This window comes from Nonlabens ponticola (assembly GCF_003966335.1).
Classification (GTDB): Bacteria; Bacteroidota; Bacteroidia; order Flavobacteriales; family Flavobacteriaceae; genus Nonlabens; species Nonlabens ponticola.
Genome location: NZ_CP034549.1, coordinates 2,348,946 through 2,371,101, shown reverse-complemented (window position 1 = coordinate 2,371,101; position 22,156 = coordinate 2,348,946). Strand labels below are relative to the sequence as shown.

Genomic DNA, 22,156 nt, shown 5'->3' with positions numbered 1-22,156 from the left:
GAATTAAAAACCGGGAAAAGTAAGTATTATTTCAAATAACACTATTAACTATTCTACAATTCTTAATTTTGATTTCATTAAAAAAATAAAGAGTGAGTAAAGAACCAGAAGTAGTGATGATAGGTTTGGGTTACATCGGTCTGCCTACAGCAGCCTTAATAGCCTCTAACCAGGTCTATGTGCATGGGGTCGATATCAATCCAGAGGTTGTTGAAATAATCAATAGAGGAGAGATTCATATTGTTGAGCCAGACCTAGGTACTGCAGTTGCGGCGGCCGTGAGTGACGGTTACTTGAAAGCAGCTACTCAGGCAGTAAAAGCAAATACCTACTTAATTGTTGTCCCTACACCCTTTAAGGATAAAAATGAACCGGACATTTCCTTTGTCGAGGCAGCAACACGTGGCATAATTCCTCTACTTAAGGATGGTGATCTTTATATTATAGAATCAACATCACCTATTGGTACAACGGAGAAGATGATGGAACTCATTTACAATGAGCGACCAGAGCTTGAGGGCAAAGTAAATATAGCATATTGTCCAGAGCGTGTGCTGCCTGGTAACGTCATGCATGAGCTGGTCAATAACGATCGAGTGATAGGTGGTGTCAATGAGAAAAGTACACAAGCGGCATTGCAATTTTACAAACAACATGTCAATGGTGAACTGCATGCTACTAACGCTCGCACTGCAGAGATGTGTAAACTTGTTGAGAATAGCTCTAGAGACGTTCAAATAGCGTTTGCTAATGAACTATCGTTGATCTGCGCCAAAGCTGATATCAACGTCTGGGAACTAATCAAACTTGCCAATAAGCATCCACGAGTCAATATCTTACAACCGGGTTGTGGTGTAGGTGGTCATTGTATTGCCGTCGACCCGTATTTTATAGTTGCTGATTTCCCGATGGAATCACAGATTATTGGTAAGGCTAGAGAAATCAATAATTACAAATCATTCTGGTGTGCAGAGCAGGTAAAGAATGCTAAATTACAATTTAGACTAGACCATGGTAGATTACCTAAAATTGCTTTAATGGGGCTTGCATTCAAACCCAATATTGATGATCTTAGAGAGTCTCCAGCTAAGTACATTGCACAAAAAGTTCTTCAAGATTCAAACGATGAGGAATACTATATCGTTGAGCCTAATATTGAAGATCATAAGGTGTTTAAATTGACTGATTATAATACCGCTTTCGCGAAAGCGGACATTATAGTCTACCTAGTAGCACATAAAGAATTTTACGATTTACCTAAAGATGCTGACAAGGTGGTGCTTGATTTTGCAGGTGTCGTAAAGTAAATCCATCAGTAAATCTGTAAGAGTAGTACAATTAAGCTCTTTGAAATAAAGGTGTATATCCATGAAATTTTTAAAGCATTTTAACAATAGACTATTATGGATTTAATAGCAGAAATTGCCCAGGCACATGATGGTAGCCTAGGCATTGCACATTCTTACATAGATGCGCTGGCAGATACAGGTATTACCGCGATAAAATTTCAAACTCATATCGCCGAGGCTGAAAGCTCTCATGCAGAGCCTTTTAGAGTTAATTTTTCATACGAGGATGCTACTAGATATGATTACTGGAAGCGTATGCAATTTACAGAGGAGCAGTGGATAGGACTTAAAAAGCATTGCGATGACGTAAGTATAGAGTTCTTGTCATCACCCTTCAGTATAGCTGCGGTAGAATTACTGGAGCGTCTAGGTGTTAAACGATATAAGATAGGTAGCGGTGAGATTACAAATCTATTGATGCTGGATAAAATTGCACAAACTAATAAACCTATGCTCGTGTCCTCTGGTATGAGTAGTTATGAAGAATTAGACAAGACCGTAGATTTTCTTAAAAAGGCAAATGTAGATCTTTCATTATTTCAATGTACAACGTCATATCCATGCCCAGCAGGTGAATGGGGTTTACATTTAATTCCTGAATTAAAAAAGCGATATAGTTTGCCAGTAGGCTTTTCTGACCATAGTGGTGACATTTATGCCTGTCTTGCTGCAACATCGTTGGGTGCTGAAATGCTCGAGTTTCATGCAGTTTTTGATAAAACCATGTTTGGTCCAGATGCGCAAGCTTCACTTACCATCGAGGAAATCAAGAAGATGGTTAACGGCGTAAAGCAAATACATCACGATCTTGCCTGTGCCGTCGATTATAAGGAAGACTTCTCTAGATTTAAAGAGGTGAAAAAAATTTTTGAAAAAACCCTTGCAGTTAACAAAGACATGTCGATAGGCGATGTCATCAAACTAGAAGACCTGGAAGCAAAAAAACCAGCTAAACAAGGGATAAATGCTAATGCTTTTGAACAAGTATTGGGAAAAACCCTTACTAGTAACTTGAAGCAATGGGACTTTCTCAAGCAAGAACATGTAAAAGGATTATGAAAAGAAAAATTTGTGTTGTAGTAACGGCAAGACCATCCTACAGTCGTATTAAAACAGCGTTACAGGCAATAGTTGACCATCCTAATCTAGAATTGCAACTAGTCGTTGCAGCCTCTGCTTTGTTGGATAGATATGGTAATGCCATAAAGAATATTGAGAGTGATGGATTTACCATTACTGCCAAAGTATTCAATGTCCTTGAAGGACAAAACTTAACTGCGGCGGCAAAAACTACAGGGATAGGTATTCTAGAACTTTCAACCGTTTTCGAAAACTTACAGCCCGATGTTGTGGTCACCATAGCAGACCGTTATGAAACCATGGCCACGGCAATTGCTGCGAGTTATATGAATATTCCACTAGCACATATACAAGGTGGTGAGGTGACTGGAAATATCGATGAGAAAGTTAGACACGCTATCACAAAACTTGCAGATTATCACTTCGTAGCTTCTGATGGTGCACGAGAAAGAGTCATAAAACTAGGAGAAGAAGCATCAATGGTTCATAATACAGGATGTCCATCTATTGATCTTGCTATTGATGTAAAGGACGATGGTAAACTTGACTTTGATCCTTTTGCCAAGTATGGTGGAGTAGGAGAGATCCAAGATCTAGATAACGGGTACTATGTCGTGATGCAGCACCCAGTATCTTCTGAGTATGCGCTTTCGCGAAAGCAAATAGAAGAAACGCTCTATGCTATGCAAGAGACTGAAAAACCAGTTTTATGGTTTTGGCCTAATGTAGATGCTGGTTCTGATGGGACATCCAAAGGTATTCGATCCTTTAGAGAGAAATTTCCTGCTCAAAGATTCCATTTCTTTAAAAATATGGAGCCACACGATTTTCTAAAACTCCTAAATAATTGCAACGCTCTTATTGGAAATAGCAGCGTTGGGATAAGAGAATGCGCCTTTCTAGGTGTTCCTGTGGTAAATATTGGTACACGACAAAATCGCAGGGAACGTGGTAACAATGTTATTGACGCTGATTATAATAAAGAAGAAATTGTATCTGCCCTTGAAAAAATCGCTGTTCAGGAAAGACCTGGCTCTTCTAATGTTTATGGCGGTGGTAATAGCGGCTTGAAGATTGCAAATCTACTAGCAGATCTACCATTGAGGTTTCATAAAACGCTGGTGTATTAATGAAGATTCTCGCGGTCATACCAGCTAGAGGTGGTTCTAAGGGCATACCACGCAAGAACATAAAAATGTTAGGTAGTAAACCTTTGATAGCATATTCCATCGATGTAGCCCTCGAATCTCAATTATTCGACGATATTATCGTAAGTACAGAAGATGATGAAATAGCTGCTGTCGCAAGCGAATATGGAGCAAAGGTACCTTTTTTGCGCAGGAAAGAGCTCGCGAATGACACAGCACCCACAATCGACGTTCTTGTAGACCTCCTTCAAAATGAGATGATTGCCAGAGAAAGCTATGACGCTATTTGTTTATTACAGTGCACGACACCATTTAGAGATCTTAAAGAGGTTTCAAAAGCTGTTGAGCAGTTTAAAAACTCAAACGCTGATAGTCTCGTAAGTGTACGGAAAGTTCCTGATCACTTCAATCCACACTGGACATTTGAAAGGAACATACAAGGGAATTTAAAAATTGCAACGGGTGATAAGCATTTAATAACCCGTAGGCAAGAGTTACCAGAGGCATTTTACCGTGATGGCTCTGTTTACTTAACTAAGGTAAGCGTGATTTTAGAACAGAAATCTCTCTTCGGTCAAAGTATAGCTTACGTAGAAAACAAATTTGAATTAGAGGTTAATCTTGATACCATGAAGGATTGGAAAGTGGCGGAAAATATGCTGGTTCAATGAGTCGTACGATAGGAATATGGTGTGAACACAATTTTCAGGTATATAGTGCGATACCCTTGATTGAGAAATACACTCCAAAGAATAAAGTAATTTTATTCACCAAAAAGCAGAATGTAGCGGAGATAAGACTGAGGTTTAATGTAAGCAATTTAAAGGTTCAAGCGATTGAACCTTTTGTTTATAAGCCTGCTGTGTTGTTTAAAAAGTTTTTTGAATTGGCGCTAGTTCCTGTTGATTTTTCATATGTCTATAAGAATTACCATGTTGGTAGAGATAGCAAATGGGAAAGCCTGGTTAGGAAACTTTTTTTTCTAAAGTTATCTGGAGAAAAAGTAAATCGTCTATTTGTCAGGTGTAACAAATTATTATTTGGTTCAAAAAATATCAACAGTCACTTTCACCTGGATTTATTGATCAGTTTTACCAAAGTGTATTATTCACACCTGATACCATCACCAGATACTTTGCCGCATATCAGTATTATGGAAAGCTGGGATCATCCTATGAAGTTCCCGTATTATTTAAAACCTAGTTTTAATCTCACGTGGAATACGGACCTAGCTAATGAAACACGTAGAGTGCAGAGTATTGATAGAGTTAGAAAGATTGAGCCTCTAAAGTTTCATTATATCAATAAGTACAGTGACATGAATGTTGATATGATAATTAGTACGATAAGTAACAAGGCTTATAGTAGTGAATTAAGCAAATTAAGAGACAAGAAAATCGTACTTTACCCTTCAACAACATCATCTGCTGGTTTGAATCATGAAGGTGAAATGAAGCTGATTGAAGAGTTAGCAGAAATTTTAATTAATAGTTCCTATCAATTATATATTAAACCAAAGCCTAATGCTCCAAGTGGAGACTACGCCATATTTGAAAAACACCCAAATGTTATTGTTGGGATAGACTCCAGTAGTCCTAATGCATCTGATATGCTTGATGAAGAGTATCATATGTTTAGATATGCTCTTCTCAATACTGTTCATACAGTCATTAATGCTGGAACAACGTTTGCTCTAGAGGCTAGTCTTGTGGATAAACCTATAATACAATTAGTTTTGGATGAAGGAAAATACTTAGGTTTTGACGAATTTTGTAAAACATACCATCTATCAGAATACGTTCTGACTCTAGATCGTACTCTACATTTTCCAGGGCCTAACCCGAATGAATTTCAAGAGCTAATTTCAAAAAGAGAAATGACATTTAGCCATCAGCTAAAAAAATGGATTACTAATTAACTTGAATACTGGCAAGGGTGAAATTATTACTTACGGGATATATTGGTCATAAGAATTTTGGGGATGACCTGCTTCTTTACATTGCTTATGAGCAAATGCTCAAACTTGATGGTGTTGATTTGCATGTTATTAGCACTTCTTCATCGGGCGATGCTTATCTAGACATCTTTTTACCAGCTGCTACCATACATAGATACTCTGGAAATATTCCTTTATTTTTTTACAAGCAATTTGATAAGGTGTTTTTTATTGGCGGTGGTATATTCTTCGACTACAGGGAAGAAATTAGTCTAAAGGTGTATTTAAAAAATAAGTTGTCCAATAAGTTACGCTTCAATTTTGCTAGAATGTCTGGAACTCGTTTTGCGGGATTAGGTATAGGTGTAGGTCCTTATCACTCGCATAGGGCAAAAAAGATTCATGGGGATATACTTGATAATTTTGATATCCTGGGCGTGCGAGATAGAACGTCGGTCAAATTAGTGCGAGAAATAGCAGCTGTTGACCCATTATTGACCAACGATTTAAGTTTACTGCTAGAACAACATGCTTCATTAGACAGTAAGAATCAAATGGACAAGAAGTCATTCATATTTTGTCCACGCAGCTATAAGCATGAAGAAAAATACGAGAAACATCTAGTGAATTTAAGAGAGTTGTCTCAACGCTTGAATGGAGATGGGCACGAGGTCAAATGGTTGTTCCTGCAAGAAGAAAAAGCAGATATTTATGGGTTTGTTCCAGAAAGCGACAAGTTGATAGTATGGGACCCAGAGTCTATGGGTATTAATGATTTTATAGGCTTTTTTGAGCAATCACACGCCGTTATTTCCAGTAGGATGCACAGTATATATGTTGCAGGCATTGTTGGTGCTCCTTTTATTGCCATTAATGTCCATCAAAAACTGACATTTGCCTCTCAACTTTTTTATAAGAAACCTCTTATAATTGAGCCTGAAGCTTCTGTTGAAGATTATTATGCTTGTATTAGTCGTTTACAAGAACTAGAAAAAACAGAGAGCGATATCAAATTAGAGCGTACGGTATTGAAGGATGCTTATGAAAAAGTGTATGATTGGGTTTTTAGATAAAAAATGAAGATAATACTACGATTATTTTCTTTTAAGTTTCTATCTGCTCTTTTGGGGATAGGCTATTCGATTCTACAGGTGTATTATTTTGGATCAAGTAGAAGTATAGAAATTTTCTTTGCTGCTCAAAGTTTAGTTTATGTAATAACTTCTTTAACACAGACTGGCCAATTGGCCGAAGTTTTTCTTCCTGTTTATCACAAGCTCAAACTTTTAAGTGGACAGCTTCATTTTGATGCATTGAACTACGTGCTTACTAAAATATTATTCTTTGGAGCATTTTTCATAGTTATCGCATTCATACTGGCCCCATACATAATAGAGTTGCTCATACCAGGTTTTAGTGATGCGGATAGAGAAACAGCGGTAGATGTTTTTAGGGTCTTGGTCCCTTTGATCGTCTTGGAGATTGCGGGTAACTTTTTTGTTGTTGTACTCAATGGCGAAAGAAAATTCGGGAGGGCAGAATTTTTGAGTGCGGTAAATAGTGGTCTTAATATTTTAATACTATTTCTTTTTTATGAGCTGCTGGGTATTTGGAGTCTTGTTTTATCACTAATCATAGCTAAAGTCCTACAAACCGCTTTTTACTTGAAAAACTTGTTTGATTTAGGTTATAGACCGCAAATCATCAAAGCGATGGATGCGTTTGACTCAAGACATTTTCTTAATGCCTTAAAATCTACACTGCTTTATACAGTCTCAACGCAAGGTTACATCTTTGTATTAACTGCTGGGACTTCATTCCTGCCTGATGGTACTTATGCAGTATTTAAACATGTTCAGAATCTTGCAAAAAAGGCTCAAGGCCTTGTTGTACAACCATTTATAACAATATTCTTCACAGATATTAGCGACCAGATTGCTAATAGACGGCCAGTAAGTAAGATTTTTGAAAAGTGTCTCCGTAGTATTTTAAGTATCTCTACACTCACGATTCTATACATCGTACTATTCGGATATTGGACGCTAGATATAATATGGGGTGGATCAAAATTTTCAGATTCAGACCTTAATCTTGCGTTTATATTTTTAGGATTCAATTCTTTTGCTATAGCTATAAGTGGTATAAATCAGGTTTATCGTAAATATTGTGTCTCGATGGGTGTAAGTTCTCAGTTATATATTGCTTGGACTTTTGGTCAGCTATTGTGTGGAGTACTGACTTATTATTTAATCTATTCCTTTGGAGTAGAAGGTCTTAAATTTATTATACCGTTAAACGGTGTGCTTTTACTTACTGGTACTTTGGTGGTTTTTAATAGACTTTCTTCGACTTTGCGTATTGACTATTTTAGCTTTTCAAATGCAGGCTTGTACCTAGTTATAGGTATAAGTATTTACTCTTTCTTTATGTTTGAAATGCAAACCTTCACCTCGCAGCACTTTGTTTTAAGTGTTCTAGCATTTCTAGTTTTGGCAGCTTATCCTTTATTCACTTTATATCGACTTTATCAAATTAAAAAAGGCGGTTGATCTAAGATATGTTATTTAATTCGATAGAGTTTCTAGTGCTTTTGGTAATAAGTTTTGCTGCTTATTGGAGTGTCGGCGGTAGCCGTATTCATTATCAAAATCTCATACTTCTTGCAGCTAGTTATATATTCTATGGTTGGTGGAATCCAGAATTTTTATTCTTGATCATGTTTAGTACTCTGCTTGATTTTTCATTGGGTATTGCAATTTTCAAAACAGATAACATTTCAAGAAAAAAATTCTTACTTGCGATAAGTTTATTCTTCAATCTTGGACTTTTGGCATATTTCAAATATGCTAATTTTTTCATAGAGAGTTTTTACGATGCCTTTTCCCTGAATTATGCATCTTCAAAATTTAGTGCAATCAACATCATCCTACCAGTAGGAATCAGCTTCTACACGTTTCAGACGATGGGTTATGCCATTGACATATACCGTGGGCATATTAAACCTGAAAAAAATCTATTGAGTTTTTGTGCTTACATAAGTTTTTTCCCGCAGCTTGTAGCTGGCCCTATTGAAAGAGCCTCGAGATTTCTACCACAGTTCAGTAGTCAAAGACAGTTTTCTTATCAAACAGCGGTTGCTGGAATGCAGCAAATATTGTGGGGTTTTTTCAAAAAAATGGTTATTGCCGACAACAGTGCTGTAATAGTCGGTCAAGTTTTTGATAATTATCAGCAAATGAATAGTATGTCGCTAATCGTAGGCATTTTATTATTCACTATTCAAATTTATTGTGATTTTAGCGCTTATTCAGATATCGCTATAGGTACGGCAAAGCTATTTGGTTTTGACTTAATGACTAATTTTAGATATCCCTTTTTCTCTCGCAGTATAGGTGAGGTGTGGAACAGGTGGCATATCTCGCTGAGTACGTGGTTTCGTGATTACGTATTTATTCCTTTAGGCGGTAGCCGTAATGGAAAATGGCGAACACTTTCAAACGTATTCATTGTTTTTTTAATAAGCGGCTTATGGCATGGAGCTGCATGGACTTTTGTTTTTTGGGGTCTAGTAAATGCTATATTAATGGCACCTGGAATCCTTATCTCATCAACTAGAGAAAAGATTAAAGAAGAGCAAGCGCGGTTACCAGGATACAGAGACTTGCACAAAATCATAGGAGTATTTCTTCTTTTTGCATTTACCTTCTTATTTTTCAGATCACAGTCGATGGCTCAGTCATTTTATTTTTTGCAAAGCATCTATGGGAATTGGGATTTTGCCCTGCCTAATTTGATTTCAAGACGTGATTTAGGTAAGATCACTGTGATGGTACTTATAATGATTATCGTAGAATGGAAAGGTAGAAGTAGTGATTTAGCTTTAAATTTTATTCTCTCAGAGCGGTCAAGAGCTTTACGGTGGACATGCTATTCTATTCTGATTTTTTTGATAGGTATGTACATGTATACAAATGAGTCAACCTTTATATATTTTCAATTTTAATGAAGAAATTTCTACTTAATTTAATTGTGTATACCGTTATCGCAAGTATCATTTATACAATAATGCTTTGTGTTTGGGTTCATATACCTCATAAAAAGCTTAGAGGTAATTTATCTTTTGAACAAGGATCCTACGGATTCATGAACACTAGAATTAAGGACTCAAAGCAATTTCAAAATATTGATATTTTATTTTTAGGTAGCTCTCACTCTTATCGAACTTTTGATACAAGGATTTTTGAACAGAATGGATTGAGCGCTTTTAATTTCGGTTCGAGTGGTCAAACTCATATTCAAACAAAGTATATCTTAGAAAGATATTTAGATAATTTAAATCCTTCGGTAATTGTTTACGAGGTGTACCCTCGCATTTTTGATTTGGATGGGGTAGAATCTGCGTTGGATATTATCTCTAACGATCATTTCAATGTTGAAATGTTTGAGATGGCAGTAGATATAAATAATGCAACCGTTTATAATACCATGCTATACAGCCTGATCAACGAGCTTTCTGGAGTAAAAGATAAGTTTGAGGAAGTAGCTTTGAATGATAAGGACACTTATATAAAAGGTGGTTATGTAGAACGAGCGGTAGAGCAATTCGATGGAAACTCCTTTCAAGAAAGTAAGTATAATATTCGTCCGGATCAGTTAAAAGCATTCATGGAAAATGTCAAACTGATAAGATTAAAAGGAATTGAGCTAGTTTTAGTAAAAACGCCTGTTACAAACATTTTAAAGGAGAGGAATCTAGTTCCCAAAGAGTACGATGAACTTATGCAAATGCATCAGTACTATTACGATATGGATCAAATGCTTTTACTTGACGACAAGGCAGACTTCTTTGACGATGACCATTTATCACAACAAGGTGCTCAAAAGGTTAGCTCTTTGATAAAGGAAATTCTAGTTGAGAATAAATTCACTGACGAGAAATGAGGCAAAAAAAAATCGTATTTCCACTCTTAAGAGAAGTTAAAACTATACCACCAACAATTTCCTTGATAGAATATTTAGGTAAAAAAGGTTATGAGGTTGTTTTTTTCACTTATTATTCTTCTGGTTCAGCCTTCGATAATTCTATTAAGACGATAACAGTATCAAACGATCCATACCCTTCAGATTTAATTTCTAGGATATTGGCAAAAATTAAGTTCAATTGGCTCTTCTTCAATTATTATCGAAAAAATAAGGAAAACATTCATTCCTTATGGTTCGGAGCACTGGACGTGATAGGAATGCACTTTTTTTATAAAAATGTAATCAAGGTTTATCAAGCACATGAGCTAGAAGAAAGAAGTGTCAAAAATGCTGGCAAATTTGATTATGTCATAGTTCCAGAAGAGAACAGAGCCTGGATATTGTACTTTTTAGGAAAAATGCAAAGAAAGCCACTTCTGCTCCCAAATATCCCGAATTACAACAGTTATACTTTCACTCAGGATGAAGAATTACTCGAGTTCAAAAAGGAAGGTAAGGTGTTAGTACTTTACTCCGGTCTGATTGATATTCAAAAACGTAATCTTTTTGCTTTGCTAGGAGCTATTGAATTACTGCCACCTGCATACTGTCTAGTTATCATACCATCTACTGTCCGCGTCCGTGATGACTTTAGTCTTTTCAAACTTGAAATAGAAAAAAGAGCTTTATCCAATAGGGTTTTTATTCTGGAAAGCAGAACGCCACCATTTCATCTAGATACCATCGGCACAGTGGACATCGGTATAGGTCTCTATTCTGCAACTTCATTAAACAACGTTTATGCAGCCCCCAATAGATTGTATGAATTTACTATGATGGGAACTCCTGTTATCTTGCCAGACTATCCTGGGTTTAAGGCATTTGCAAAAGAGTTCCCTTATGCAATTAATACCGTTGATGCAAATAGAGAAAAAGATATGGCTGATACAATCACATCAATATACCAGAATATTGATCTCGCCCAACGCATGTGCTCAAAGTTTTGCCAGCTCAATGCAGATTATGATAAATATGCTTCCGTAGTTGTCAATTCAATAATGGATCACAGAGAATAATTTGGCGACCAGTAGTAGTAATGTTGTAGTCTTAAAGATCTTCATTGAAATGTTTTAATGTGGCGAGGCTAGCGTAGTCTCCTGATGTATCATAACTAAGTAGCCGGGTATTTATCACCTATCTTTGTTACCTTCGCAGCCTGTAAATAATAGGTTTCTGTTCGCTTACAGAACTCTTCTATGACAAATAGCTCAGCTCAGATCAAGACTATCCTAATAGATAGTATTTTCATACTGTTGATTGCCAATATGTTTCTGGTAATTGCAGGTTATGGTGTGATCAGCATTTTGGGTTCTGGATTTTTTGCTGCGGTAAAAGGACTGAGGATCGTAACCCTGATAGCAGGATTTTTTTGGGTACTTCACAAGAATGGATTAAAGTTCAATCGATTAAGGCGTAGCGGAAAATTTACCTTTTTCATGATCGTCCTTGTGGTTTCTTCAGCCTTCTATTTTGGCACAGACGGTGTTCTATATAATTTGTTGAATCTGTTATTAGGGTTTCTTTATATTCTATTGAGTGTCAATTACTTATTGAGGTATGGTCTAGAAGATTTACTTAGCAGCTTTTCAATAGGTGTATTTTTTTGTTTCTCCTTTGTAGTATTAGCGTATTTCGCTTTCGGCGGAAGCCTCACAAACACAAATATCTATGGAGAAACTGAGGACGGAGCCTTTGTCTCAAACCATTATGGATGGAGCGCAAGCTTAGTTGCATTAGCTGCCGTAGATATCATAAAAAACTTTAAGCTCAATCTTTTCACTAAGTTTTTATTGTCTTCTTATCTAATCATATTGTTTTTTCTATTAATTATAAGCGCTAGCAGGTCTGGGCTTCTAGCCGTTGGTATGACCACTATTTTTCTTCTCTTTAAAAGTAACCAGGTCAAGCCAATAGTGAAGTTTTTGATTGTAGGAATACCATTAGTGATTTTTTTTAATTTGAAGGACGTAGAGGATTCTGCAATTAATTTTGTCATTGAGAAGAGTCAGAGTCAGCTTGGTGGAAAGGATGATGGTAGATTAGAAAGTGGAGAGATTATGTTTGAGGTATTCAATAATAATCCTGGCTATTACTTGACGGGTATTGGAATGTTCAATACCGAATATTTAGAACGCGGTAATTCTATACTTGGTAAGTATCATAATTCATATTTAGAGATACTATTTGGTGCAGGTATAATTGTATTTGGTGTGTTTTTGAGCTTTATGGTGCTGCGACCATTTAGGGTATTTTGGAAGGTAGCCCATTCAAGTTCCTTACTATTTTTCCCACTCCTTATAATTCCCTTTTTTGAAAGTGATTTGACGCCTGGTCAATTTCTCTTTTTCCCATGGTTTGGTTACATGCTCATTCTTAATGCTAAGGATGTCAAATTAAAGAACAGGAAACAATTAACTTAAATGAAAAAAATGCCCTTTAGAGTTCTGTTTTGCACTAATTCCTTTCAAAAAGTTGAAAACGGACCTGGCCTTTTTGCTAATATCTTAAAAAAATCTCTTATTGACGATGTACAGCATAATGATGAGCTGGACTTTAGAATTCTTACAGAGGACATTGATACGTCAAAGGAACAACCGAAGGTCTATGGCATACAATTAAAGCGTACCGAATGGAATAAACTCATTTATCAGTTAATAAGGATCTATAAATATTACAAGACATCAAAATCTATTCGCAAACAATGGGAGTTTGATGCCGTTTTATACAACAATGCCTTTACTGGATTGTGCAGTGCTTATTTTTGTAAGAGTAGGGTACTTGTAATGATTAATGATGACAATCGCCTAGCTCATAAAAGCAGAAGCTTTAGTCTTTCATTGTCATATTTGAAGAGTGCCATGTTGTATTATCTTGAAAAAACTACTGCCAGAAAAGCAGATAAGGTCATTGTAAACTCAAAGTATCTCAAAAAAATAATCGAAAAACACTATGAGTTAGATGTTGATAAGACAATGTTGTTGTATAAAGGCGTAGAGTTACATCCTCAACCTCCACTTAAATCTTCTTCTATTGTAAATCCTGTCAACATTCTGTTTGTTAAAAATGATTTTCATCGAGGTGGATTACACACACTAGCCAGGTCATTGGATTTATTATCTGGTAGCTACAACTTTCATCTCACGGTAGTAGGAACATCGCAACGTGATCTAGAAACAGTGACTAATATGTTAGAGCCCTATTCTTTCACTTTTAATCTAACTGGAATCATTGAGCCAAAAGCCATCGCAAATTTACTCTCACAAACAGATATATTTTGTGTGCCTTCTCTTAAAGAGGCTCTAGGTGTTGCAAATCTTGAGGCTATGGCAAACGCGGTATCCGTGGTGAGTACAAGAACTGGTGGTATTCCAGAAGTTTTAGATGATGGTAAAGCTGGTTGGTTGGTAGAAACTAATAATCCTCAAGAACTTGCAATGGCGGTACAGGAATGCATAGAGAATGATGAGTTACGCCTTCAAAAAATTAATTATGGATTACAACATGTTCAAAAATTCAGCTCTGAAAATCTGATAAATAATTTAAAGAAATTGCTTATTCAGAAACAAGAGGCATGAAGAATATCCTTTACATATCTACCAATGATGGCTCTGATATGCGCATAACCAAAGAAGTTAAAACCTTAAGCGCTGTTTCAAAAGTTATTTTTATAGGTATAGGCAAACCCACTCAAAACTCCTATGCACAAAGGTACTGTGCAGAATATCATCTTGTAGATGCTAAAAGGAACTCTCCTAAATCGTTCCTTCTTCAATACTTATGCGTTTTCAGCTGTTTATGGCGACTCAAAATAAACTCTATACATATCATTAATGAGCAACTTATGGTGTTTTACTATCCATTAGTACTCTTTAAGCACACTGTTCTTGACATATTTGATTCTATCTTATTGAAAAAAGGCTTGACAGGAAAAAAATGGAATTGGCTCAAATACCTAGTGTACTTACCTATAGATGTTATCATAGTTACAGATGATAATCGTAAAAATCTCATGCCTGCCTTCACTCAGTCAAGGATTGAAGTATTAGAAAATTACCCTTATAGTGTCAACACCGCTCTGGTAGAAAAGCCGGATTACCTTCAAATATTCTATGGTGGATCTTTAAGTAGTTCTAGAGGCACCTTAATTTTAGAAAAGCTAATAAAAAGGTTTGATAATATAAAAATAACTGCCGCTGGCTGGTTGGCAGATGAAGCGACAAAAAAATTTGTAACTCACAATAACGTAAACTTTTTAGGTACTATCTCTCAAGACGATGCGCAATTAGCTGCTTTGCAATGTCATTATATCATGTGCTGTTATGAACCATCAAACATGAATAACATCAATGCAAGTCCCAATAAAATTTATGATGCGATTCAATTGGAAATTCCAGTAATAATCAATTCAGAGGTAAAGGTTTCTGGTTTCGTAGAGAAAATACAATTAGGATACATATTACCCAGTTTCTATGAGATAGACTATCAAACTTTTGGTAATGATCTCATAAACAATAAGGATTCCTATACATTTGAAAATATCGAAAAGAAAAAGTTTTCTTGGGAAGCTATCAATTACAAATTATTGAAGGCACATGGCCTTAATTTTAAGTCACGAGAATGAAACAAATTATCCAGTCTTTCAAAACAGGAGAAACTATATTAGAAGAATTGCCTGCACCAAAGGTTAGCCGTGGTAAAGTCCTTATTAAAACCACTAAGTCCCTTGTCTCATTAGGTACGGAGCGTATGTTAGTGGAATTTGGAAAATCAAACCTAATTTCAAAGGCTAGGCAACAGCCAGACAAAGTCAAAATGGTGCTGGATAAAATTAAGACTGATGGCTTAATCCCTACACTAGAGACAGTATTCAACAAATTAGGAGAACCACTGCCGCTAGGGTACTGTAATGTAGGTGAGGTAATCGCAATTGGTGAAGGAGTTTCAGAATTTAAAGTAGGTGATCGTGTGGCGTCAAACGGTGGTCATGCAGAGTTTGTTTCGGTTCCTAAGAATCTGGTGGCAAGTATACCAGATAATGTCACTGATGAAGAAGCAGCCTTTACCGTTATAGGTAGTATAGGCCTTCAAGGTATTCGTTTGTGTGAACCTACTATTGGTGAGACAATCGTAGTCACTGGTCTTGGATTGATAGGTTTAATTACCGCACAATTGCTCAAGGCAAATGGATGTAACGTGATCGGTATTGATTTTGACCAGTCTAAGCTTGATCTGGCAAAACAATGGGGAATTGAAACAATCAATCCTTCACAAGGTCAAGACCCTGTAAAATCAGTCCTGCAAATGACTAATGGTATAGGTGCAGATGGTGTTATCATCACCGCATCAACAAAGTCAAATGATGTAATATCGCAAGCGGCACAAATGTCCAGACAGCGCGGCCGTATCATTCTTGTGGGCGTTATAGGCTTAGATATAAGCCGTGCAGAATTCTACCAAAAAGAACTCACCTTTCAAGTATCCTGTTCTTACGGGCCAGGTAGATATGATGAAGATTATGAAAGTAGAGGTCAGGATTATCCATTGCCATTTGTACGGTGGACAGAAAAGAGAAATTTTGAAACCATACTCAATTCCATATCTAAATCTTATATCGATGTCAAACCTATGGTGACTGAGGTTGTAGAGTTAGAGGATTACTTAAAAATATATGGTGATATAGGATCATCAAAAGCCATCGCGTCCATACTCAATTATAGCAATTCAAATTACAGCAATAATGTGGTTATTGAGAGCAATCAACCACATAAAAAAAATCCAGGAATTGCAATCGTTGGTGCAGGAAACTTCACAAAAATGACCATGCTTCCTGCCATGAAGGGTCTGACAGCAAACCTCAAATATATTATCAGTTCCGGCGGTTTGTCTGGAACCACCCTTGCCAAGAAATTTGGCATTGAAAATAGTACTACGGATTATGAGGCTGCCTTGCACGATGATACCGTAGGATCGGTCATGATTACAACTAGGCACAACCTTCACGCGCCCATGGTAATAAAGGCACTTGAGGCAAATAAAAATGTTTTTGTTGAAAAACCACTGGCATTAAATGGTGATGAGCTTGATAAGATAATTGATGCCTACAAAAATTCAAACGCAAGCATAACGGTAGGTTTCAATAGGCGTTTTGCTCCACATGCGGTAAAAATGAAAGAGCTATTAGGTTCTGGAGATAACCCAATAAACGTTATTGCGACCATGAACGCTGGATTCATACCTTCTGATGTTTGGGTGCATGATCTCAAGGTTGGTGGCGGTAGAATTATAGGTGAGGCATGTCATTTTATAGATCTTATTTCTTACTTGGCGGACAGTAAAGTAATATCAGTATGCATGAACGCGATGGGTGTAAATCCAGAAGAAAATACTGATAATGCTACGCTGTTACTTAAATATGAGAATGGCTCAACAGGAGTAATTAATTACTTCTCAAATGGCAGCAAGGCATATTCTAAAGAGCGAGTAGAAGCATACAGCCAGGAGCGCACATTGACATTGGACAATTGGAGAAAGCTTAAGGGATTTGGTTTTAAAGGATTTAGTAGTGCAAAGAGTAAAATGGATAAAGGGCATAAAGCACAATTTGAAAAATTTGTCGCGAGTGTCAATTCAGATGGCGCACTGTTAATAGAGATGGATTCTTTGGTAAATACCACACGCGCTTCCTTTGCAGCCATCGAGAGCTTGAAAAAAGGAACTTGGATAGATGTTCAATAAAGCACTTCTCGTTGTTGATTTTGTAAAGAACATGGGCTGGCGCTATGTCTTCTTCAGACTGTGGCATCTTTTTCAGGTCAAGTCAGGATTGTTTCAAAAGAAATTTCCTGCGCATCCAGAATTTAGAAAGTTTGTGACTTTAGAGCAGTGGCGATCAGCAAATATCCCTTTCCTGATCTCTTCTAGGGAAGAATTAGACTTACCCAAGCAGCTCAATGATGATTTGGAGTTACGCTTTCGCGAAAGCGTAAAAAACAACATCACTTTTTTTAATAGTCAAAAATTTCAACTAGACAAAGAAACTCAATGGAAGGTAAATCCCAGCAATGATTATTTGTATGATTCAAAACAGCATTGGTCAAAGATCGCAGATTTGTCGGCCGAAGCTGGAGATATAAAATTTGTCTGGGAAAAAGCACGGTTCTCTTACCTGTACGATATCATTAGATACGATTACCACAGTGACACAGATCAAGCAGAATTTGTGTTTAAAGAGATTGAGGATTTTATTGATAAAAATCCTATCAACCTCGGGCCTCAATACAAATGCAGCCAGGAAATCAGTTTGCGAGTGCTCAACTGGACTTATGCATTGTTTTATTACAAAAACAGCAAAGCACTTACAGAAGATAGATTTTTGAAGCTCATGAATTCTATCTACTGGCAATTGCACCACGTCAGGAAGAATATCAACTTCAGCAGGATTGCCGTGCGCAATAATCATGCGATTACAGAAACGCTGATGCTCTATCTCTCTGGACTCTTATTTCCATTCATTCCAGAGACAAAACAATGGAGTAAGTCAGGTAAAAAATGGTTTGAGCAAGAGATTGAATATCAAATTTATGAAGATGGTACCTTCCTTCAATACTCCATGAATTATCATAGAGTAGTGGTTCAACTATTGACTTGGGCTATACGTCTGGCAAATTTGAATCAAGAACGCTTTAAGGACGTGGTATATCAAAGAGCTTCTAGATCCCTTGCTTTCTTAGATGCTTGTATAGATCATAAATCAGGGAAACTACCTAACTACGGTAGTAATGATGGGGCTTTATTCTTCAAGTTTACTGATGATGATTATCGTGTTTATACCAGTCAACTCAATGACTTGAGAGTGGTGCTTACTGGTAAGGCTACCGCTGTTTCAGAAAGTTATGCGTGGTACGGTATCAATGATTATGAATTAATTGAAGCTGATAATTCTGGCACGTTTAGCTTTAAAGATGGAGGATATTACATCTGTAATGAAAACAACGAGTTGAAAACTTTTCTAAGGTGTGGTAGTTACAAGGATCGACCTGCACAGGCAGATAATCTGCATCTCGATATTTGGGTAGATGGCATTAATTATCTTTGGGATAATGGTAGTTATAAGTATAATACAAGTCAGCAAATGCTCCAACATTTCATGGGAAGTGCAGGGCATAATACGTTGACTATAAATAGGCAGAACCACATGCTCAAAGGCGGTCGCTTTATATGGTATTATTGGGTAAAAAAGGCCAGTGCTATTATTGAAGAAAATAAAAATAAACTAGGCATAGTTGCGTCAATGATGGGATACCGGCAATTAAGTGGCATAAAGATGACTAGAACGGTAAAAAAGAAGAAGCTAGCTACACAGTGGAGTATCCAAGATTTCATAGAGAATACTCAAGGTAGAACGGTAAGGCAACACTGGCACATCAATCCAAAAGTTTCAAACCGGGTTACCATAACATCACGAGATGAAAATGGTATAGAGCTAAAGCCTGAATATTCCAACAGCTGGCACTCTTCATACTATGGTGTTAAGGAGCCAGCAACTCAAATCATCTTTTCACATACTGGTAGAGCTTTTGATACCACGATAAATATCAATCATTCATGAGAATTCTACTTATACATCAATACTTTTTAGAAAAAGACGACGGTGGTGGTTCTCGCTTTAATGAGATGACCAAATTATGGGCATCTCAAGGTCATGAGGTAACAGTCCTTGCCGGTATGGTACATTATGCCACTGGAAAGAAAGCAAATAAATATAAAGGTAAATTTACTCTTATGGAATCACAGTTTTATCCTGGAGTAGATGTTTTAAGATGTCACGTGTCTGAGACTTACAACTCTAGTTTCTTAGGGCGACTATGGGCTTACTTTTCGTTTGTATTCTCCAGTATTTATGCAGGCTTATTTAAAATAAAAGGAAAACACGATCTCATATTAGTTACTTCACCACCATTATTCGTGGGCATCACGGCCTATTTTTTATCAGTATTTAAAAGGCTACCATTTGTTTTTGAAGTGCGTGATTTATGGCCTGAAAGCGCCATAGACACTAGAGTATTACAAAATAAAGTGATTATCAAGTTTGCATACTGGTTTGAAGCTTTTATTTATAAGAAGGCCTCTTTGATTAACGTGTTGACTCCAGCTTTCCGCAGGAAATTAATTGATAAGCAGGTGCCTCAAGATAAAATTTCTTTTATTCCTAACGCTGCAGATTTCTCTCTTGCGCTTGATGTTCAACGTGATTTTGATTCCATAAGTTTTAAAAGTGAAATAGGACTTGATGGCAAGTTTGTGATAACGTATGTAGGTGCACATGGCGTTGCTAATCATTTAATTCAACTGCTAGATGCTGCAGAGCTTTTGAGAGATACTAACGTTGTTTTTCAATTGATAGGCTCAGGTATGAAAAAACAGGAGCTTATTGTACAAAAAGAAAAGCGAGAGCTGGATAATGTAATATTTAGGGATCCAGTTTCAAAGGCAGAGGTTTTTAAATATATCTTGAGCTCTGATATGGGAGCATCTGTGCTTAAAAAGGTCGATACATTTAAGACAATTTATTCAAACAAGACTTTTGATTACATGTCGTGTAAAAAACCAATCTTACTGGCTATCGATGGCGTGAGTCGTGAACTTATTGAGAAGGCAAATTGTGGTATCTATGTAGAGCCTGAAAATGCTCAGGAAATTGCAAATGGAATAAGATCTATTCTAGACAAAGAGCAGCAATTGATTGAAATGGGACGCAATGGTTATGAGTATGCTTTAGCTCATTTTGATAGAGCGATATTAGCAAATGAATACATCAAGCTGATGGAGAAAATTGTAAATGATGTATAGATCCATCGTCAAACCAGCTTTAGACTTTGCAGCGGCCGTGTTTTGGCTGTTCATATTAAGCCCTATATTCATTATAGTAACAATTGTCTTGTTCAAACAAAATGATGGTAAAGTGTTTTTTACCCAGTTACGTCCAGGAAAGAATGGTGTGTTATTTAAAATCATGAAGTTTAAAACCATGAATGATAAAAAGGATCAGGCTGGTAATCTACTTAGCGATGATAAGAGAATAACAAAAATAGGCCGCACGATACGTAAAACCTCACTAGATGAGATCCCACAATTAATCAACGTCCTTAAAGGTGATATGAGTATAGTAGGTCCTAGACCATTACTGCCAGAATATCTTAATCTATATAGTAATGAGCAATCGCGACGACATGAGGTGAAACCTGGTATTACGGGTTGGGCACAGGTGAATGGTCGCAATGCTATCACCTGGCAAGAAAAGTTCAAGCTAGATGTATGGTATGTCGATAATCAATCATTCCGTCTAGACTGGAAAATTATGGTCATGACAATTAGTAAAATTTTTAAATCTGATGGGATTAGCCAGGCAAATCAAGCAACAACAACTAGATTTGAAGGTAATGGGTGATCTGTATGTATATGGTGCTGGTGGTCATGGAAAAGTCATCGCCGAAATTCTTAAAAGCAATGCTGTTGATGTAAACGGTTTTATTGACCAGGACATTTCAATACATCGCTTGCTAGAAAAGAATGTCAAACATACCATCGAGGAAACCGATCGAATAGTATTAGCGATTGGTGCTAATGAAGCCAGGAAAAAACTTTTTATCAAATACCATGAGTATGTAGCTCATCAGCATTTTGCTCATAGCAAGTCAAACGTTTCAGATACTGCTGCTATTGGTATTCAAACGGTGGTAATGGCAGGTGCTGTTGTAAATGCACAAGCTCGCATAGGAAAAGGATGTATAATCAATACAAACGCAACCATAGAGCATGATTGTATTATAGCAGATTTTGTGCACATATCTCCTGGCGCTACTTTAGCAGGTAATGTCACCGTTGGTGAAGGTTCACATATAGGTATAAACGCAAGTGTGATTCCAGGTGTATCCATAGGCAAGGGATGTACCATCGGCGCAGGAAGTGTCATTATTAAGGATGTTCCAGATAGCACTACCGTAGTAGGTAACCCAGGTCATATTATTAAGCAGGGTGATTAAGCGCATTTTTGATATAGTATTCGCGCTGTTCCTAATTGTAGCGCTCATTCCATTATTTTTAGTTCCTTTTCTTCTTTTCTTTTTTAAAACGGATGGCAATCCCTTTTTTCTTCAAGAACGGGTAGGGCAGCATGGTGATCTGTTTACTATCTATAAACTTCAAACGATGAAAGATAGTAAAGTAACCAGTGTAGGCAGTTTCTTGCGTAAATCAAAACTAGACGAGCTACCGCAACTTATCAATATTCTCAAGGGTGATATGAGTTTTGTAGGACCTCGACCAGATGTACCTGGTTATTATGACAAATTAGAAGGTGATGACCGCAAGGTGTTACAACTCAAGCCTGGAATTACGAGTATGGCTGCGATAAAGTATAGAGATGAAGAATTTATTCTCTCACTGCAGGATGATCCGTTAGTGTATAATGATAAAGTACTCTTTCCTGATAAAGTACGGATGAATCTAGAGTATCTAGAAAAGCAATCCTTTTGGCTAGATGTCAAAATCCTGTGGCTTACAGCACTATCAGTCATTAAGTAATTACCTTTACATTTAAAACAGCACAGTGTCAAACGATA

Annotated in this window: 19 protein-coding genes; all 19 read left to right on the top strand. The window is 36.8% G+C overall.

From position 1 onward, the window contains the following. Window positions 1–116 precede the first annotated feature (116 nt). The 19 genes from wecC to EJ995_RS10710 all read left to right on the top strand — a co-directional run bounded on the left by wecC (window position 117) and on the right by EJ995_RS10710 (window position 22,118). Window positions 117–1,307, top strand: a complete 1,191-nt coding sequence (gene wecC, locus EJ995_RS10800) for a UDP-N-acetyl-D-mannosamine dehydrogenase (protein ID WP_126448930.1) — start codon at window positions 117–119, stop codon at window positions 1,305–1,307. 96 nt (window positions 1,308–1,403) lie between these two features. Then, window positions 1,404–2,408, top strand: coding sequence for an N-acetylneuraminate synthase family protein (locus EJ995_RS10795; protein WP_126448400.1), 1,005 nt, complete (start codon window positions 1,404–1,406; stop codon window positions 2,406–2,408). Further along, entirely contained in the window at window positions 2,402–3,559 is a 1,158-nt protein-coding gene (gene neuC, locus EJ995_RS10790; protein WP_206482294.1) for a UDP-N-acetylglucosamine 2-epimerase, read from the top strand. The genes EJ995_RS10795 and neuC overlap by 7 nt, the downstream gene beginning before the upstream one ends. Continuing rightward, window positions 3,559–4,248 (top strand): acylneuraminate cytidylyltransferase family protein, encoded by a 690-nt coding sequence (locus EJ995_RS10785; protein WP_126448396.1) that lies wholly within the window; start codon window positions 3,559–3,561, stop codon window positions 4,246–4,248. The genes neuC and EJ995_RS10785 overlap by 1 nt, the downstream gene beginning before the upstream one ends. After that, on the top strand, window positions 4,215–5,495 hold the full coding sequence (locus EJ995_RS10780) for a hypothetical protein (protein WP_126448394.1): 1,281 nt from the start codon (window positions 4,215–4,217) through the stop codon (window positions 5,493–5,495). The genes EJ995_RS10785 and EJ995_RS10780 overlap by 34 nt, the downstream gene beginning before the upstream one ends. A gap of 17 nt (window positions 5,496–5,512) precedes the next feature. Continuing rightward, window positions 5,513–6,586 (top strand): polysaccharide pyruvyl transferase family protein, encoded by a 1,074-nt coding sequence (locus EJ995_RS10775; RefSeq protein WP_126448392.1) that lies wholly within the window; start codon window positions 5,513–5,515, stop codon window positions 6,584–6,586. A 3-nt stretch (window positions 6,587–6,589) separates the two neighbouring features. After that, window positions 6,590–8,062 carry a lipid II flippase MurJ gene (locus EJ995_RS10770; RefSeq protein ID WP_126448391.1) on the top strand — a complete coding sequence of 491 codons (1,473 nt, stop codon included), beginning with the start codon at window positions 6,590–6,592 and terminating at the stop codon, window positions 8,060–8,062. A gap of 8 nt (window positions 8,063–8,070) precedes the next feature. Then, complete coding sequence (locus tag EJ995_RS10765; protein WP_126448389.1) at window positions 8,071–9,516, top strand: MBOAT family O-acyltransferase; 1,446 nt, start codon at window positions 8,071–8,073, stop codon at window positions 9,514–9,516. Then, window positions 9,516–10,454, top strand: coding sequence for an SGNH/GDSL hydrolase family protein (locus EJ995_RS10760; RefSeq protein ID WP_126448387.1), 939 nt, complete (start codon window positions 9,516–9,518; stop codon window positions 10,452–10,454). The genes EJ995_RS10765 and EJ995_RS10760 overlap by 1 nt, the downstream gene beginning before the upstream one ends. Continuing rightward, entirely contained in the window at window positions 10,451–11,551 is a 1,101-nt protein-coding gene (locus EJ995_RS10755; RefSeq protein ID WP_126448385.1) for a glycosyltransferase family protein, read from the top strand. The genes EJ995_RS10760 and EJ995_RS10755 overlap by 4 nt, the downstream gene beginning before the upstream one ends. A 180-nt stretch (window positions 11,552–11,731) precedes the next feature. Next, window positions 11,732–12,955, top strand: a complete 1,224-nt coding sequence (locus EJ995_RS10750) for an O-antigen ligase family protein (protein WP_126448383.1) — start codon at window positions 11,732–11,734, stop codon at window positions 12,953–12,955. A 9-nt stretch (window positions 12,956–12,964) separates the two neighbouring features. After that, entirely contained in the window at window positions 12,965–14,110 is a 1,146-nt protein-coding gene (locus EJ995_RS10745) for a glycosyltransferase family 4 protein (RefSeq protein WP_164549906.1), read from the top strand. Next, window positions 14,107–15,156, top strand: a complete 1,050-nt coding sequence (locus EJ995_RS10740; protein ID WP_126448379.1) for a glycosyltransferase family protein — start codon at window positions 14,107–14,109, stop codon at window positions 15,154–15,156. The genes EJ995_RS10745 and EJ995_RS10740 overlap by 4 nt, the downstream gene beginning before the upstream one ends. Further along, complete coding sequence (locus EJ995_RS10735) at window positions 15,153–17,270, top strand: bi-domain-containing oxidoreductase (RefSeq protein WP_126448377.1); 2,118 nt, start codon at window positions 15,153–15,155, stop codon at window positions 17,268–17,270. The genes EJ995_RS10740 and EJ995_RS10735 overlap by 4 nt, the downstream gene beginning before the upstream one ends. Further along, window positions 17,260–19,143: an alginate lyase family protein gene (locus tag EJ995_RS10730; RefSeq protein WP_126448375.1), complete on the top strand. Its 1,884-nt coding sequence runs from the start codon at window positions 17,260–17,262 to the stop codon at window positions 19,141–19,143. The genes EJ995_RS10735 and EJ995_RS10730 overlap by 11 nt, the downstream gene beginning before the upstream one ends. Next, window positions 19,140–20,384, top strand: coding sequence for a glycosyltransferase family 4 protein (locus EJ995_RS10725; RefSeq protein ID WP_126448373.1), 1,245 nt, complete (start codon window positions 19,140–19,142; stop codon window positions 20,382–20,384). Before EJ995_RS10730 ends, EJ995_RS10725 begins: the two co-directional genes overlap by 4 nt. Further along, entirely contained in the window at window positions 20,377–20,982 is a 606-nt protein-coding gene (locus EJ995_RS10720) for a sugar transferase (protein WP_126448371.1), read from the top strand. Before EJ995_RS10725 ends, EJ995_RS10720 begins: the two co-directional genes overlap by 8 nt. Then, on the top strand, window positions 20,927–21,577 hold the full coding sequence (locus tag EJ995_RS10715) for an acetyltransferase (protein ID WP_317126802.1): 651 nt from the start codon (window positions 20,927–20,929) through the stop codon (window positions 21,575–21,577). The genes EJ995_RS10720 and EJ995_RS10715 overlap by 56 nt, the downstream gene beginning before the upstream one ends. Beyond that, complete coding sequence (locus EJ995_RS10710) at window positions 21,570–22,118, top strand: sugar transferase (protein ID WP_126448369.1); 549 nt, start codon at window positions 21,570–21,572, stop codon at window positions 22,116–22,118. Before EJ995_RS10715 ends, EJ995_RS10710 begins: the two co-directional genes overlap by 8 nt. Window positions 22,119–22,156 lie beyond the last annotated feature (38 nt).